We start from the raw sequence: 15,597 nt of genomic DNA, 5'->3' as shown, positions 1-15,597 counted from the left end.
AAGCGCAGACCGGTGTAAGCGCCCGCCCGCCATGAAAGTGGTTCGCACCCAAGAGTGGAATACTCAAGAGGCTCCGGATTAAGGAAACGCCCCGCCTACGCGGGGCGTTTTCATGTGCCTACCGAGGTACCTTGATCGGTTTTCCCTGGTAGCGGTTCATCAGAATTACATGGAAACGAATCGGCTTCTTGTATCTAAGGGCGTTATAACGTTCATGTGCGCTGATGACGAACAAATTGAGATCAGCACCCGATTTTCCCCCTTTCGTGACCAGAAAGAACACCGCATAGTCGAATTGGCGCCCATCCACGACTACCTCAATAGTGATGAATTCTTCTCGGCCGGTGTGGAGGCATTTTCGACTGTCTAGGGTTTCGATAATCCCTGGCAGCATCTTCGAGAGCTTCCAACGCTCATGGCAGAAAGCTCGTCGTTCGCGGTTGTCGGCATACCAGCCATCATCAGGCACTGCTGCTACATCGTCTGACGTCTTTGTAAAGCAATGGAGGCCAAAGCTCACGCTGACCTTGAAGCGGCGTTCGGGATTGCTGCCTTTGGCAGGCACCACATACTCTGTTTCATATGGATGTAGGTGGCTGAGATCGAAGACCTCCCCCGCCATTTCGTGTGGTCTCCACTGAACTCCCGCTTTTGGCTTTCCCATGCCCCCTCACAATGCCATTTATATTAGGTAAGCCTATTATAAAGAATAGTAGGAAGTAAGATCGCCGGCCTCACCTAATGGAAGCCATCGGCTATCGCCAATTGGATCGGCTGATCGGCGGTAGTGCAGGGGCTTAGTTGTCCGCGTCGTAAGAGGGCTCGTCCGCACCGGGGATGCCCTCGCGGATGCGGGCGGAGAAATCCTCGGCGTCATCTGCTTTTAGGGCGCGGGCGTTGATGTGGCCCTTGTCCTTGAGCGCGGCGAAGGGAACGCCGGGTGCCAACGCGCCGACGCTGTGCACGTACTCGGGCAGGTAGCCGGATAGCAGCAGTCGGTAGTCGAAGGGCAAGCCGGGGACGATGCGTTTCATCATGGCGTAGACCAGCGTGGTGCAGTTGGAGGTCAGCGTGTTGTAGTAGCGTGGCTCGCGTTGCAACTGGTGGGCCTCATCGAGGTAGGCGCGAAACAGGTCTTGCATGACGGGTTTGGGCATCTGCACACGATAGAGATAGACGTCCTCGCCGCGCGTGTTGGTGCGCACGCGCACGATATCGCGCTCGTCGGCGGCGATGATGCTGACTTCGTATTCCTTGAAGAAGCCGCCCAGGGTGGAGAAGGCCTCACCGCGCTCCTTGCGTATTTCCACCGAGAACGTCAGGTAACGCCCGTCGTCGAAACCGAAGCTGACCAGCGTGTGGGCGATGGCCGGCCCCATCCAGTAGGACACCAGCAGATCGACCGAACGCAGCTGGTCCAGGTCGTAGTGGCGGGTTTCCCAGCGCTCATCGAAATCCTGCGGGGTGCGCCATTGGAAGTTGCGCACGTTGTTCACGGTGACGCGATTGTCGCCTTCCTGCGTGCCGCCGACGATATGCGCAACGTCCGGTGCCCAGTCGCGCTCGGTGGCGGGTTGGATCGTCCACCACCAGGCGCCGAGCACGAGGTACATGGCCAGGTAGCCGAGCAGGGCACGCGCCGGCCAGCCCTTGAGGAATAACCCCACGCAGCATGCCAACGCAGCGATGATCCACAGCCCCGCCAAGCCGTAACGCAGCACAGAAGGGCCGGGAAGGCGGTACCACAACGCCAGCACCGCCCAGCCGCTGCTGGCGACGATGAGCAGCGCCAGCCCACCGGCGATGAGCCAGTGCCATAGTGAGGCAAGCCAGCCGGTGCGTGCCATGATCAGTGCTGTGCCTCGAGCACGCGTTCCAGCGCGGCCAGCCGGCCAGGCTCGAGGGCATCCTCGAGCGTACTGATACGTAGCACGTGGCCCAACGCAGGATGCGCGGGGCGATGCACGAGCGTGCCGGCGTCGAGCAGTTCGCGATGGATGCGGGCGGCGAGCTCCGCCTCCGGCAGCCGTACGGCGATGAAGTTGGTAGCGCTGGGCGGCACGTCAGCGCCGAGAACTCGTAGGTGGCCGGCCAGTGCTTCGCGGCGGGCGATCACGTCGCGTACGTGCTGCGTGGTTTCCTCCGGGTGGTCGAGCACAGTCTCGGCGGCGGCCAGTGCCAGCGATGAGACCGCGTAATGAATACGCACCTTGTGCATCACCTCGATCAGCGCCGGTTCGGCGATGGCATAGCCGATCCGCAAGCCGGCCAAGCCGTGTGCCTTGGAGAAGGTGCGTAGGCGCACTACGCCGGGCCAGACCTCGCCTGCAGCGGGAGCGTCGGCATCGTCACGGAAGTCGTGATAGGCCTCGTCGAGCAACAGCGTGCAGTCCTCGGGCAGAGCATCGCGCAGCGTGAGGATATCGGCGTCGCTGTGCAGGTGGCCGCTGGGGTTGTCGGGATTGGCCAGGTAGACCACGCGGGCGTTATCGCGCACCGCGCGGTCGGCCAGGGCGTCGAGGTCCGGCGCCAGCACGCTGGGCGCGTCGTGATAGTCAACCTCGACCAGCCGACAGCCCTGACCCTCGGCGAAGTAACGAAAGGTGGGATAGGTACCCGCGCTGGCGATGACCGTGCTGTCGGGATCGCACAGCGTGCGCAGGGCGAGCGCCATCAGGCTGTCGGCGCCGGCATCGATGATCAGCGCCTCCAGTGGCGTGCCGAGCAGGGCATTCAGGCGTTGGCGTACATCCATGGCCTCGGCGTCGCCGTAGGCGCGGGCCAGGGTGGCGACCTCATCGCCAAAACGCGCCTTGAGCGCCTGGTGGGGCATGTCCAATCCTTCGTTGGAGCCCAGGCGATGCGGCACCTCACGGCCTAGCTTGCGTTCCAGCGCTTTGAGGCCGGGGAACGGATTGGACGGCCCGGAACGATCAAGGTGGCGAGCGTGACGCGACATGCGAGACTCCTGAAACGCAAAAGGCTCATTGTGCGACCGAGACGCGCTGGGCACAACGTGACACGCATACGTCCGATGCCTCGCACGCACGCATTACAACGCGCTGGCGTCCAGGGCTCCGGAGAGCGTGGCGCGCCAGCTGGGGGCGTCTTGGCCGGGACGGCGCAAGGTGATTTCCCACTGATAGGGACGCAACTCTCGATCGGAGAGGCGCAGTACGCCGTTGCCTTGGAGCCGACTCTCGAGTACCCAGTGATTGTCCGGCGCATCGTCGGCCAGCATGCCCGGCGTCCAATCGAGGACTTGGGGGCCCTCTGCCTGTGCCAGTAGGGCGCGGCCCAAGGTTTCGGTGAGTCGTCCCGGTGCGATACCCAGCGCTGGTGATACCGTCGGTGGTGCCAGCATCACCACCATATCCTGCGCTTCACCCGACCAGGGCGGCGATTCGAGCAGGGCCTCGGCGGCCTGGCTACTCATGCCATATACCGCCTGGCGCATGTCCTCGGGCGGGGCGTCGCCGAGCCCAGCGCATCCCGCCAAAAGCAGGCAGAGTGCGATGATGCCAGCGGCGTGGGCATGCTTCATGGTGTTTCCTGCGGGCAAGGGTCGGCACTGGATAGCGCGTCGTGCGGGTCGAGCCGGCGCTCGTAACCCGCCAGGAAACCACTCAGTTCATGGAAGAGAGGGGTGCGAATCGGCTTGGCCTCGTTGACCAGATGATGGCGAGCTTCCGGATGCCGATGGACATCGGCATTGGGGAATTTGTCCGTCAGCGTTTCCAGGTTCCACTGCCAGTCCACGGTGAAGTCTTGTTCGCCCTGGAGGATCAGCACCGGCAATTCGCTGGGCGGCATGGACATCAGCAGGGGGATCCAGTCGCGCATGGCGCTGACCCAGGTCAAGGCCAGGCGGTCGGGCTGCAAGGGGTCGCCGCGGCGCAGGAAATCGGCGAAGCCAAGATCGGTGGTGTTGGGGCGAAACCGGCGCGGCACTGAGCGCACGAAAGGACTGACCACACGGTGCAGCCAGCTGGATTGCTGCCAGCCCCAGGGGCGCACCAGCGGTGCCAGTAGCGCCAGGCCGTCCCAGCGTGTCTGATGGCCGTGGGTCAGGGCGTCGGTGGCGAGAATCGACGCGCCGGTGCTTTGGCCGATGCCGATCCAGGGGCCATCGGCCAGGCCGAGACGCGTGACCTCCTCAGTCAGCGCGCTCAGGCAGCCGACATAGTCGCCGAAGTCGTCGATGGAAGCGCGCGCGCCGCTGGAGAGCCCGTGCCCCGGGAGATCCCACATCACCACGCGCCAGCCACGCGCCAGCAGCAGTTTGAGAAGATGGCGGTAGAGCCCTAGGTGATCGAAGTAGCCGTGCACGACGAACGCCGTGCCTTGCGGTTTGGGCGGGCTCCATACCTGAGCCCACAACTGAAACCCCCGAGCCTCGAAGAAGCCGGCATGTAGATCGGTATTCTCTGTCAACAGCGACGCTAAGCGATAGTGCTCGAGATAGGCATTCATAGCCGGCGACACGGGGCGTGCCATCGGCGTCAGCAGGCCTAGCTGTTTCAAGGGGGTAAAGTCGGTCATTCAATTCTCCCGGTGCGTTCCATGCTAGCGTCCGCGCGGTCCCCGAGGCTATAGGGAAGTGATTGCCGGGCCCATTTTTTCAGGTCTTGCACGGCATTTGTCAGCATTTGCATCGCTTTCTTCTGTGCCGAAAAACGACGCTCAGACCAATGGTGGAGATGACAGCGCGAGGATTTACGTCTAATTTGTGGAATTATTTTCCACGTTTGAGGCGACACCCGAGGAGAGCCGCATGACAGACCGTACGACACGCCATCGTTTGCAGGTGGCCAGCCAGCTCGATCGTTTCATCAACGACGAAGCTTTGCCCGGTACGGGTGTCGACTCCGAGGCCTTCTGGGCCGGGTTCGATGCCTTGGTCCACGACCTTACGCCCACCAATCAGACGCTACTGGCCGAACGCGAGCGGTTACAGGCTGAGCTGGATGCGTGGCACAAGGCTCACCCTGGCCCGGTGCAAGACATGGACGCCTATCGCGCCTTCTTGAAAGACATCGGCTATTTGGTCGAGGCGCCGGCGAAGGTGCAGGCGACGACCGCCCATGTCGACGACGAGATCGCTATCCAGGCCGGGCCACAACTGGTGGTGCCGGTGAGCAATGCGCGCTACGCGCTCAACGCCGCTAACGCGCGCTGGGGCAGCCTGTACGACGCGCTCTACGGCACCGATGTGATTCCCGAGACCGATGGCGCCGAGAAGGGTCAGGACTACAACCCCAAGCGTGGTGAAGCGGTCGTCGCCTATGCGCGTGGCGTGCTCGATCAGGCCGCGCCGCTGGCCGAGGGCTCGCACGCCGAGTCGAGTGGCTACAGCATCCGCGACGGTAAGCTGGTGGTGCAGTTGCAGGGGGGCAGCGAGACGACGCTGGCGCGTCCCGCCCAACTGGTGGGCTATCAAGGCGAGACGGAAGCACCCACCGCGGTACTGCTGGCCAACCACGGTCTGCATCTGGAAGTGCAGTTCGACGCGACGCATCCCATTGGCAAGACCGATCCGGCGCACGTCAAGGACGTCCTGGTCGAAGCGGCGGTGAGTACGATCATGGACTGCGAGGACTCCGTGGCCGCAGTGGACGCCGAGGACAAGACGCTGCTCTATCGCAACTGGCTGGGGCTGATGAAGGGCGATCTCGCCGAGTCGTTCGACAAGGGCGGCAAGACCGTGACGCGGCGTCTCAACCCGGATCGCGACTACACGGCACCACAGGGCGGCCAGGTGCGCTTGCCTGGACGCTCGCTGCTATTCGTGCGCAACGTCGGCCATCTGATGACGACCCCGGCGGTGCTCGACGGCGAGGGCAACGAGATCCCCGAGGGCATACTGGATGGTGTAATTACCAGCCTGCTGGCGATACATGACCTCAAAAAGCGCGAAGGTGAGGCAAGTAACTCGAGGACGGGCTCGGTGTATATCGTCAAGCCGAAGATGCACGGGCCCAAGGAAGTCGCCTTCTCCAACAGCCTGTTCATGCGCATCGAGGACATGCTGGGTCTATCCCGCGATACGCTCAAGATGGGCATCATGGATGAGGAGCGCCGTACCTCGGTCAATCTCAAGGCGTGCATCAATGAAGCCGCCTCGCGCGTGGCATTCATCAATACGGGCTTTCTGGATCGCACCGGCGATGAGATGCATACCGCCATGGAAGCCGGTCCCATGCTGCGCAAGGGTGACATGAAGGGCGCTACCTGGATCGGTGCCTACGAGAAGAACAACGTGCAGACCGGTTTGGCGTGTGGCCTGCGCGGTCGGGCGCAGATCGGCAAGGGCATGTGGGCGATGCCGGAGCTGATGGCAGCGATGATCGAGCAGAAGATCGGCCATCCCCAGGCGGGCGCGACCACGGCCTGGGTGCCCTCACCCACGGCGGCGGTGCTGCATGCGCTGCATTATCACCAAGTCGACGTCGCGACGATTCAGCGTGAACTGGAAGCCAAGCCGAACGACGACCTGCTCGACGATCTACTCACCGTGCCGGTGGTCAAAAGCGCGGCTTCAGGCGCTAACAAGAACCCGAGCTGGGCCGATGACGAGATTCAGCAGGAACTGGATAACAATTGTCAGGGGATCCTCGGCTACGTGGTGCGTTGGGTCGAGCACGGCGTGGGCTGTTCCAAGGTGCCGGACATCCACGACGTAGGGTTGATGGAAGATCGCGCCACGCTGCGGATCGCCAGCCAGTTATTGGCCAATTGGTTGCACCATGGCATCGTCAGCGAGGTACGGGTACGCGAGACGCTGGAGCGCATGGCCAAGGTCGTCGACGAGCAGAACGCCCACGACCCCGACTATACGCCGATGACCTCGCACCTGGCGGAGTCCAGCGCCTTCCAGGCGGCATCCGACCTGATCGTCAAGGGACGCGAGCAACCGGCCGGCTACACCGAACCGCTGCTGCACCATTGGCGAGCGGTGCACAAGGCCAAGTTGGGTTGATCTGAACTGGGCGCCGAGGCTAACTCTTTCCTCGGCGCTCACCATCTGAGCCTGGCATCCCGCTTTCTGTCATGTCAGGCTTTTTGCCGATTTTGAACGCAAAAGTTTGGCGAGCTACGTCGCTCGTCAGGCTGCACATGGTTGCCGCATAGTGTAAGGGTGTTTTTAATACTCATTTCAGCTTTATGGGATATAAAGTATTTGTACCCAATGAAATGAGGTGTGCCATGAAAGTGAAAATGATTGCATTGACAGCTTTTATCTCCAGCGTGTTAGCAATTCCTGCTGTTGCGAGCGTTGGTCATGACGGTGGCGTTCCCGTGCTAGAAGATGGTATTTCATCGAGTCAGATGATTAGCAATGGCAACGAAAACCGATACACCGTGCCTATTGATAAGCCGACTACTTTAACAGTAACAAGTGAGCACTATGCTGGTAGCTCTAGCCGTGGAAACTATCTGAAGGCGGTGCTCTATGACGCATCAGGAGAAATGGTTGCCGCAGCGTCAGATCCTGATGGGCACTTTTCTCTTGTCAGGTCATTAGAGCCAGGAGATTATCAGCTTATGGTTACTGGAAGCACTACCATGGGAGGCGCTCATGAAAGTCGGAATATCTACCAACTCCACACCCAATATCAATAAGTGATGCATGGTAAATTAAGGGCCGGCTGATTGGGGTTGGCCGGTTCTTCTTGTAGTGTGCAATCCTAAAATAGCATGGGGTGTGGATAATGAAGGCAACGGACTCATATAAATACTATGGTGTTGTTAGTCGCGTATTGCATTGGATAACTGCAATATTGGTCATTATACAGCTAGCCGATGTATATATGCGTAGTTGGGACCCCAAGAATATTTTTAGTCAGTATGTACAGCCGTGGCATATGACGATAGGGGTTTCTATTTTGGGGGTAATGTTGCTCCGCATGATCTGGTTGTTGGTGCAGAGAAAGCATAGGCCACGAAGTAGAAGTATAATGGTAAGGTTTGGGCATTTTAGTATATACGTTGTTCTGATCGCTATCCCGTTGAGTGGCTTATTGCAAGGTTATCCCGTTTTAGTTTTTGATACTCTTCTGACAAAAGGTCTTGACACAAAATGGGATACGATTTTTCAGGAGCTGCATGGCCCACTTGCTTATATACTGACAGCGTTGATTGCAGGACATGTGTTTATGGCGATATTGCATCGCCTAGTACATCGTGACGGAACTTGGGAAAAAATGATAGGGAAAAATCAATAGCTTTGGTTAAGAATTTGTCGTGTGTAAAAAAGGAGGGGAGATGCTCCCCTCTAAAAGCCAGGCTGCGATGAAAATATTTTCTAAAAAGTCATGAAAGAATGGTCTTTATTATTTTTAAATTCATAGATTTTAAAGGGTGCTTCTTGAGCCCCGGGCATGCCTGGGGATCCTTTCGGCATGCCGACAAGGCCAATGCCATTTATATCTGGTTGTTTAGAGAAAAGCGTTGCTAGTGCTTTCTTAGGAACGTGACCCTCGATCCAATACTTACCCATTTTAAGGGTATGGCATGAAGCCAAATTCTTGGGCACTTCTGCTCGCTTCTTGATGCTATCCAGCGCAACATCATCCACGATCGTGATCCTGACACCTTGCGTTTCAAGGTAATGTGCATAAGCTGTACAACAGTCGCACCTGGGGTCTTTGTAAAGAATTGCTTCATCAGGTAGGTCGTTTGCCGACACTGCCCCTGTTGCCAAGAAACTACATGCCAGTAGTGAAGCAAGGAGTTGTTTAATGCCTGTATCCTTCATGAGGCCCCCTGAAAAGGTACCTGATTCCGTGAAGCCAGCGCCGACACTTCCCCTATCACCGCCAGCGAGCATTTTCTGACCGCCGATTCCGTCTCAACCGCTGAACGCATACCGGGGAGGACCAACCATGGCGACGCTGACCGACGAGAGCAGCCCATTTTGACAGGCATTTCTACCCGCCGGGCACGCTGATACTGGCTGCCGATGACCGTCAGCTCTCTGCGTGGTGCCTTTGTCCGACAGACGATCAGCATGGCGTGCCTCGGGGATAGCGCAGGCGGCTTCGCAAGGTGTTCAACACCGTCATGCGTCCGATGTCCTGCCCGAAGTCGAGGATGATCTGCCGCGCCTTGTGAATCACGAGCGCCGCACGATGCACCAGCTCTTGTAGCACGGTGCGGATCCGGCGCCGCTTGGCGGGATGGCGCACCGGGCTCAGCTCGCCGGTCATGCCCAGCTGCCCCATCAGCCGCAGGATGTTGTAGGCCAGCTGGGCGAGGTGCAGGATCAGATCGTTGGTGGCGAACTTGCCCGACGGCAGCCGCTCCAGGTCGAGATCGGTCTTGATCTCACTGTGGAATTGCTCGTGGGTGGCATGCGCCTGGTAGCGTTTGATCACCGCCTCCGGCGCCTCGTCCAGGCTGGTCCACCAGCCTTCCAACTCATAGTCCGGTTCGAGCAGCAACTGGCCATCGCGATCGGCGGTGCGCTCTACCAGGCGCATCACGCGTTGGACGACGTATTCGGTCTTGTTGTCGTCGTGGATCGAGACGGTCTGCGTCCACAGCGCCTGGCGCTTGCCAGGACGCAGCTCTTCCCAGTAGTCCGCCGCCACAGCCAACCAGGTATCCTGATCCGCCGTGGCCGAGCCGCGCGGGTTCCATTTGACGACATAGTCGAGCCGGCGCCCCTCGTCGGCAAAGACCTGGCGCTGCTGTTCGAGAAGCGCCAGGTGCGCCTGGCTGTCGAAGCCGCTGTCCTCGCGTAACAGGATCGGTTGCTTGGTCAGGCCTTGGGCGCGAGGCAGTACCCGCTCCAGAAAGGCGTTGCTCTCCTTCATGGTGTGCTGCTTGCCAGGCCGCAGTTCCAGACCCAGGCACCACCCTTCGTTGCCCAGATAGGCGGCGATCGGGGTGTAGCCATCGACCTTCTGGTAGGTCCGCGAGACGCCTTCCTTCTTCGAGTTGCTGTTGTCCATGACGAAGGTGTCGATGTCCAGGCAGACGTGCGTCGTCTCGGCGGTGATCGGTGCTTCGATCAGTGACAGCAGGGTCGTGGACCAGGTGGCGGTGCGCGCCTGCAGGTCGTTGGCGGCAAGTTTCTCCAGCCGCTGTCGCAGCGTCGCCGCGCTCGGCACCTTCTGCAGGGTCAGCAGTTGTTGGAAGGGCTTGTCGCGGCGGAAGTTCTCGACAGCGTCATAGTCGCTCATGCCCAGACACAGCAGGCCCAGGTAGCTCTTGATCACGTCACTGGTGCGCATGCCCAGCGTGGTGGGGAAGCGGCTGTCGATGCTGTCGACGCCAGCGATCTCGAAGCATTGCCCGATGATGGACAGCCCGGCGTGGCTGGTGAGGGTGCGGCGACTGGCGCGGAACTTGACGTTGGGCATGGCACTGTCTGGGTGAATGGCGATATTCGCTATATTGCCATGCAGTTCAGTAGGTTAGAAGCATTTCTGGGGGCTGGTCTCACGGATTCAGGATCAAATAATTGCTCCTGCAATAACGGATGCCAATTTAGAGCCGATCAGAGCGGACGAAGAGGTCATCGGTGGGATCATCCATAAACCGATGTTTGAGCGGCTTATGATGTGCGACTATGCGGTAGCAGACCTCACGACTGCTAACGCCAACGTATTTTATGAATTGGGGATAAGACATGGTGTGCGACCATACAGCACGGTTCCGGTAGCCGGAAGCGGCATGCGCTTACCTTTTGATGTTTCTCCTTTAAGAGCGATTCTCTATAACGTCGATGAATACGGATTTCCAGAAAACCCCGAGGAGACCCGTCACGCGCTAGCTGAAAGGCTTGAGTCATGTCGTGACCCAGCAGATGACAGCCCACTGTATCAGCTGTTAACCGATGTGCCGAGACCGGACCTTCAAAGACTAAAAACAGATGCTTTCCGGGACATTGTAGAGTACTCAAAGACCATGAAAGAGCGACTAAGGAGAGCTCGCGAAGAAAGTAGTTCTGCTGTTGAAAATATTGAGAGAGAAATAGATGTAGTGGACGCGGATCCCGCGATTGTTATCGATCTATTCCTTTCTTACAGAGCAGTAAAAGATTGGCAAAAAATGGTTGATCTAGTTGCTAAGATGTCTCCGCCCCTCAAGCAAACGATACTTGTGCAAGAGCAATTAGGTTTTGCACTGAATAGGCTTGGCCGGCATGACGATGCGGAGAGGATGTTGGCAGAAGTGATTGAGTGTCATGGCCCCAGTAGTGAAACCAACGGTATTCTAGGCCGTGTATATAAAGACCGATGGTTGAAGGCTAGTGAGGAGCAGAACCCGGCTGGTCGTGGCTTCTTGAATATGGCTATAGATGCTTATCTCCAAGGTTTTGAATCGGACTGGCGAGATGCATATCCAGGAATCAACGCGGTAACGCTCATGGAGTGCTCAGACCCTCCTGATCCCAGAAGAAATGAACTTATGCCTGTAGTTGCTTATGCAGTTAAAAGACGTCTGGCTAGTAAAAGGCCAGATTATTGGGATTACGCTACAGAGCTCGAAGTGTCCGTTTTATCTGATAAGGTTGAAGACGCGCAGTCCTCTTTAGGAATGGCCGTCGCATCAGTGCGCGAACCGTGGGAGCCGGAAACTACGGCAAACAATATCAGAATGATAAGGGAGGCGCGCGAAAACAGGGGTGTTGAATGTGAGTGGATCAAGGATATCGAGTCAAACTTGATGCGAACCAAACCTTGAGGCATCGACCTAATGTACTGCCCAACAAGGCCATCCAGCTGACGCTTGTACCTCGCGCGGCTGATGGCTGGCGTTATGCATCAGTAAGGAGTTGATTTCAGTGGAAGATAAAAAGCCATACTTATATTTGAATGCATTCTTGGCAAAGGATGAACATGCTTCTCTGAAAACAGACGACTACTTAAAAGGAACATCTCAAGTTAACGCTTATGAACTAGACAATAAGCATGAGCTTGAAGGTAAGCTATTCGTAAAAATTCCAACAGAGAAAAAGCCAAAATGGAGTGGCTTTACGGAGGATATAACAGGTGCTTCATTAGATGAACTTGCTAATCGTTCTAGCTCAGCGGTTCTTATTATAAAAACTGCAACAGCTACAATGGCTTTTACCTTCGGTTATGGTCGATTCTTGATAGATACAAAATATTTTGTACATGATTTTGGAATAAAAACTGCGCTTAACACACTTAATCATGACAGTTTGCGAAGCGTTGACCTTTTTACACTAGAAGATCAGGCAGTACAGAAAAAGTCGCAAGCCTCTAGAGAGTCTTCTGTTGGAGTATTTGGCATTGATATTTCAAGGGATGTTATTAGAGCTGTCACAGGTTCACCTAAAAACGGTGTAGATTTGAAAAACATCTCCGGTGGTGATGCTGTTTATTCATTTGGCATAGAAATGGGTGTGGATGAAATATCACAAGTGGTTGATTTGCTCTCTGGTTGCTATAAAAGTGATTCATATAAAAGTAACTTTTCGTGGGTTGATAATATCAGAAAGATTAAAGAGAAGTCCGAAATTGATCACTTAGATGGAAAGTTAATTGATGCTGTTAAAGCAAAGAGCTCTGAGATAACTATAACTATCCCCGAGATTGTTCAATGGGATAGTATCTATGGATTCAGCTATACTCGTACTAAGAATTCCATAAAGCCAACAATTGAGGCGAAGGAATACCTTGATAACATAGATGTTGCGACTATTTCTATTGACTCAATTAAGCGAGACAGGCTTTTTGTTTACGACGTTCATGAGAATGAGTCTGACTATCAAATCTATAAGTGCATTTATTTTGAGTATAAGGATACAGATAAAACCTACATATTATTTTCCGGTTTATGGTATGAGATCGATAATAGTTTTATTGCTAGGGTCGACTCTACGCTGGATCGAATAAATGTATCGACTTTAGCCTTTCCTAAGGTTCACGTATGGGACGAAATCAAAGACGGGAAAACAAAATCAAAAATTGAATCAGAAGGTGACTACAACGAACGAGCTTCGACTAGTCATAGCTACCATTTACTCGATAAAAAATTGATAAAAAGCAATAGAACGACTACACCTATCGAGCTATGTGACTTAATGACAGATAAAAAACAGTTTATTCATGTTAAACATAGGAAAGGTGGGTCAGCCGGTTTAAGTCATCTTTTTGCGCAAGGTAGTGTCTCTGCTGAGATTTTACTCGGCGACAAAGAGTTTAGGAAAAAAGCAAGAACTGTTTTAAGGGGAGTAAGCAGTGGTTTGCAGCATAGTGTTCCACTTAATAGTTTTAAAAGCGATGGTGTTGAAGTTGTTTTTTTGATTTTGGGTGAAGATTCAACAAGCTTAAAGAATAATCTACCGTTCTTTAGTAAAGTTAATCTGTCAAAGGCATTCGAAAACCTATCGCAAAGAGGATTTGAAGTAAGTATTGCTGGTGTAGGAACAGAGCCAAAACCTAGTGCATAACCAGGCGCTGCACCCGGATAAATTAGTCGCTTCGCTTCAAATTTACCGGTGAACGCAGCGTTATGCTTGAAGGAGTGAATGTGGAAGAAAGTCGATATTACAGGTACATCCTCAACAAGATAGCCGCTGCAAAAAAAGCAGCGGATGATATGGCAGTAGATATCGACCACCCCGGTATTGAGGGCGATCTGCGAGAGTTAGCGCTGAAAGAATGCATAGAGCCCTTTTTAACTCATAGTTTCAAAGTTGGAACTGGAAAGATCATAGACACCTACCAAAGCCTTTCTGATCAACTAGATGCAGTAATTTACCACACCAAGCTTGTGCCTCCCATTTTTTTTAGCAAAGAACTGGGTATCTACCCTGTTGAAAGTGTCCGCTATATCTTTGAGGTAAAATCGAAAATTTCTGCGACACAAATTAAAGATTCTCTAAAAAAGTTTTCCTCAATTCGTAGACTGAAGTCATTTCCAAGAAAGCAACAAGATAATTCAATTGCTCATGGCGGCTTACCGACTAATGTGATGTTTGCGTTCGGCAGCGATATTTCGGGCCCTGAAATTGATCGATTTTTAAAGTATGAATCCTATGAATCACCATCTACCACTGCTCTTGTGGTGCTGGGAAAGGGATATTGGTTCTACGATTCAGAAAATAAGAAGTGGTTTGGTCTAGATACATCAAGCAAAGCAGATCTATCTGAGTTTGCGATGTTTATGACAGGTTTTATGAACACTCTTTCTCGTGAGGAAAGCACCATGAGGGGGTTTAACCCAGGAGGTTATGTCAACTTAAATATCACCTTGGACCCAGTGGAACAAAAGCATAACCAATAGCGTCAGTCGGACCTGGACTTCCCCCACTCTAGTGGAAACTTCTGGTCTATGATGAGTGCATAGGAGGGAACGCCATGAGCAACCAACGTTACACCCCGGAATTCAAGGTGAAGGCGGTGAGGTCGAGGCAACAGACTCACCTAGGTGTTCAAGGGGGCCCGGGAGCGTTGGATATTAACTAATTAATGTTGTTACGCATGCGAAAGGAATGCCGAGAGGGAAAATGACGTCCTAAAAAGAGCGAGGTAGAGTAGCAATGGAGGAGTATCGTTTCCGCGAAGCGCGATCAGATGATCTTGCATCACTAGTCGAAATGCTTGCTGATGATGAACTTGGGCAAATCCGTGAGTCGCCGGGGACGCCGTTGAAAGTCGGCTACATCAGAGCATTTGAAGCTATCCAAAATGATCCAAATAACGAGCTTCTGGTTTGTGAATCGGATGGCCAATTGCTTGGTATGCTCCACATTACGTTTATCCCTTACCTGACTTATATCGGAAGCTGGCGAGCGTTGATGGAGGGCGTTCGTGTTGCGTCGTCTAAGCGAGGAGATGGGATTGGTGCCAAGCTTTTCGAGTGGGCAATACAGCGAGCTAAGGAAAAAGGCTGCCTGATCGTCCAATTAACCAGTGACAAGAAAAGGCCAGATGCAATTCGTTTTTACGAGAAGCTTGGTTTTAAAGCGACGCATGAAGGAATGAAGCTATGGCTGAACTAGAGAGTGTTTAACAGTTCATTAAAAGCTATCGCTAAAAGTGCTGCCGCGTTTCAAAAATAAACTTGGATGAGGCGTTAGGCGAATCAACTATCCAGATGGGAGGTCATCGATGCCACAAAAAGGTGAGCACAATTATTCTGCTACCGTCGTCTGGACCGGTAATTCTGGCGAAGGTACAAAGAACTATCGCGCCTTCTCGCGCGACCACGAAATAACCTGCGGTGACAAACCCGTAATAGCTGGGTCGGCGGATCCGGCATTTCTTGGCGACTCGTCCCGCTATAATCCGGAGGAGCTTTTGCTGAGCTCGCTCTCTGCATGCCACATGCTCTGGTATCTACATCTGTGCGCTGATGCTGGCATCACGGTGTCGAGTTACGAGGATAACGCCGAAGGGCGCATGATTGAGACCAAAAGCGGCGGCGGTCATTTCGATAAAGTGACACTCAAGCCCATCGTCAGCATCGGCGAAAACGACGATAGTGAGCTAGCGACGTCTCTTCATGAGAAAGCGCATTCGCTATGCTTCATTGCGAATTCGGTGAATTTTGAGGTCGCGTGTGAGGCCGACATTCGCTGCGGCCAATGAAGACCTGACAGTGCGCTACGCGTGA

15 protein-coding genes are annotated in these 15,597 nt (G+C 54.7%); 8 read left to right on the top strand and 7 right to left on the bottom strand.

All coding sequences use genetic code 11. The annotated features are described in order from the left end of the window. Nucleotides 1–118: 118 nt before the first annotated feature. From SR908_RS07880 to SR908_RS07860, 5 genes are all read right to left on the bottom strand, one after another. Nucleotides 119–622 (bottom strand): hypothetical protein, encoded by a 504-nt coding sequence (locus SR908_RS07880; RefSeq protein WP_218839391.1) that lies wholly within the window; start codon nt 620–622, stop codon nt 119–121. 175 nt (nt 623–797) lie between these two features. Next, entirely contained in the window at nt 798–1,847 is a 1,050-nt protein-coding gene (locus SR908_RS07875; protein WP_097021412.1) for an Lnb N-terminal periplasmic domain-containing protein, read from the bottom strand. Nucleotides 1,848–1,849: 2 nt separating this feature from the next. Beyond that, nucleotides 1,850–2,959, bottom strand: a complete 1,110-nt coding sequence (locus SR908_RS07870) for an aminotransferase class I/II-fold pyridoxal phosphate-dependent enzyme (protein WP_097021411.1) — start codon at nt 2,957–2,959, stop codon at nt 1,850–1,852. 93 nt (nt 2,960–3,052) lie between these two features. Next, nucleotides 3,053–3,544, bottom strand: coding sequence for a hypothetical protein (locus SR908_RS07865; protein ID WP_040240092.1), 492 nt, complete (start codon nt 3,542–3,544; stop codon nt 3,053–3,055). Further along, nucleotides 3,541–4,542: an alpha/beta hydrolase gene (locus SR908_RS07860; RefSeq protein WP_097021410.1), complete on the bottom strand. Its 1,002-nt coding sequence runs from the start codon at nt 4,540–4,542 to the stop codon at nt 3,541–3,543. The genes SR908_RS07865 and SR908_RS07860 overlap by 4 nt, the downstream gene beginning before the upstream one ends. A gap of 232 nt (nt 4,543–4,774) precedes the next feature. On the opposite strand from SR908_RS07860, the gene SR908_RS07855 reads away from it, so the two are divergent. The 3 genes from SR908_RS07855 (at nt 4,775) to SR908_RS07845 (ending at nt 8,225) form a co-directional block, all read left to right on the top strand. Beyond that, on the top strand, nt 4,775–6,979 hold the full coding sequence (locus SR908_RS07855) for a malate synthase G (protein WP_097021409.1): 2,205 nt from the start codon (nt 4,775–4,777) through the stop codon (nt 6,977–6,979). 227 nt (nt 6,980–7,206) lie between these two features. Beyond that, nucleotides 7,207–7,623 carry a hypothetical protein gene (locus SR908_RS07850; protein ID WP_143748557.1) on the top strand — a complete coding sequence of 139 codons (417 nt, stop codon included), beginning with the start codon at nt 7,207–7,209 and terminating at the stop codon, nt 7,621–7,623. 89 nt (nt 7,624–7,712) lie between these two features. Then, on the top strand, nt 7,713–8,225 hold the full coding sequence (locus SR908_RS07845; protein WP_097021408.1) for a cytochrome b: 513 nt from the start codon (nt 7,713–7,715) through the stop codon (nt 8,223–8,225). Between the two features lie 80 nt (nt 8,226–8,305). Here SR908_RS07845 and SR908_RS07840 read toward each other — a convergent pair whose 3' ends face one another. After that, nucleotides 8,306–8,758, bottom strand: a complete 453-nt coding sequence (locus SR908_RS07840) for a DUF411 domain-containing protein (RefSeq protein ID WP_097021407.1) — start codon at nt 8,756–8,758, stop codon at nt 8,306–8,308. 247 nt (nt 8,759–9,005) lie between these two features. Continuing rightward, complete coding sequence (locus SR908_RS07835; RefSeq protein ID WP_040244555.1) at nt 9,006–10,367, bottom strand: IS1380 family transposase; 1,362 nt, start codon at nt 10,365–10,367, stop codon at nt 9,006–9,008. Nucleotides 10,368–10,680: 313 nt separating this feature from the next. Here SR908_RS07835 and SR908_RS07830 point away from each other — a divergent pair, with 313 nt between their 5' ends. The 5 genes from SR908_RS07830 (at nt 10,681) to SR908_RS07810 (ending at nt 15,572) form a co-directional block, all read left to right on the top strand. After that, nucleotides 10,681–11,694, top strand: coding sequence for a TRAFs-binding domain-containing protein (locus SR908_RS07830; RefSeq protein WP_322527392.1), 1,014 nt, complete (start codon nt 10,681–10,683; stop codon nt 11,692–11,694). A gap of 100 nt (nt 11,695–11,794) precedes the next feature. Next, entirely contained in the window at nt 11,795–13,429 is a 1,635-nt protein-coding gene (locus SR908_RS07825; RefSeq protein WP_246925070.1) for a TIGR04141 family sporadically distributed protein, read from the top strand. An 80-nt stretch (nt 13,430–13,509) separates the two neighbouring features. After that, entirely contained in the window at nt 13,510–14,265 is a 756-nt protein-coding gene (locus SR908_RS07820) for a DUF6602 domain-containing protein (RefSeq protein ID WP_246925067.1), read from the top strand. Between the two features lie 256 nt (nt 14,266–14,521). Further along, the gene (locus SR908_RS07815) at nt 14,522–14,983 is read left to right on the top strand and encodes a GNAT family N-acetyltransferase (protein WP_246925064.1); all 462 of its coding nucleotides are present in this window, start codon (nt 14,522–14,524) and stop codon (nt 14,981–14,983) included. Nucleotides 14,984–15,092: 109 nt separating this feature from the next. Continuing rightward, a complete protein-coding gene (locus tag SR908_RS07810; RefSeq protein WP_246925061.1) occupies nt 15,093–15,572 on the top strand; it encodes an OsmC family protein in 480 nt (159 codons plus the stop codon). Nucleotides 15,573–15,597: the final 25 nt, after the last annotated feature.

Source organism: Chromohalobacter canadensis (assembly GCF_034479555.1).
Taxonomy (GTDB): Bacteria; Pseudomonadota; Gammaproteobacteria; order Pseudomonadales; family Halomonadaceae; genus Chromohalobacter; species Chromohalobacter canadensis.
This window is presented reverse-complemented; position numbering and strand designations above follow the sequence as displayed.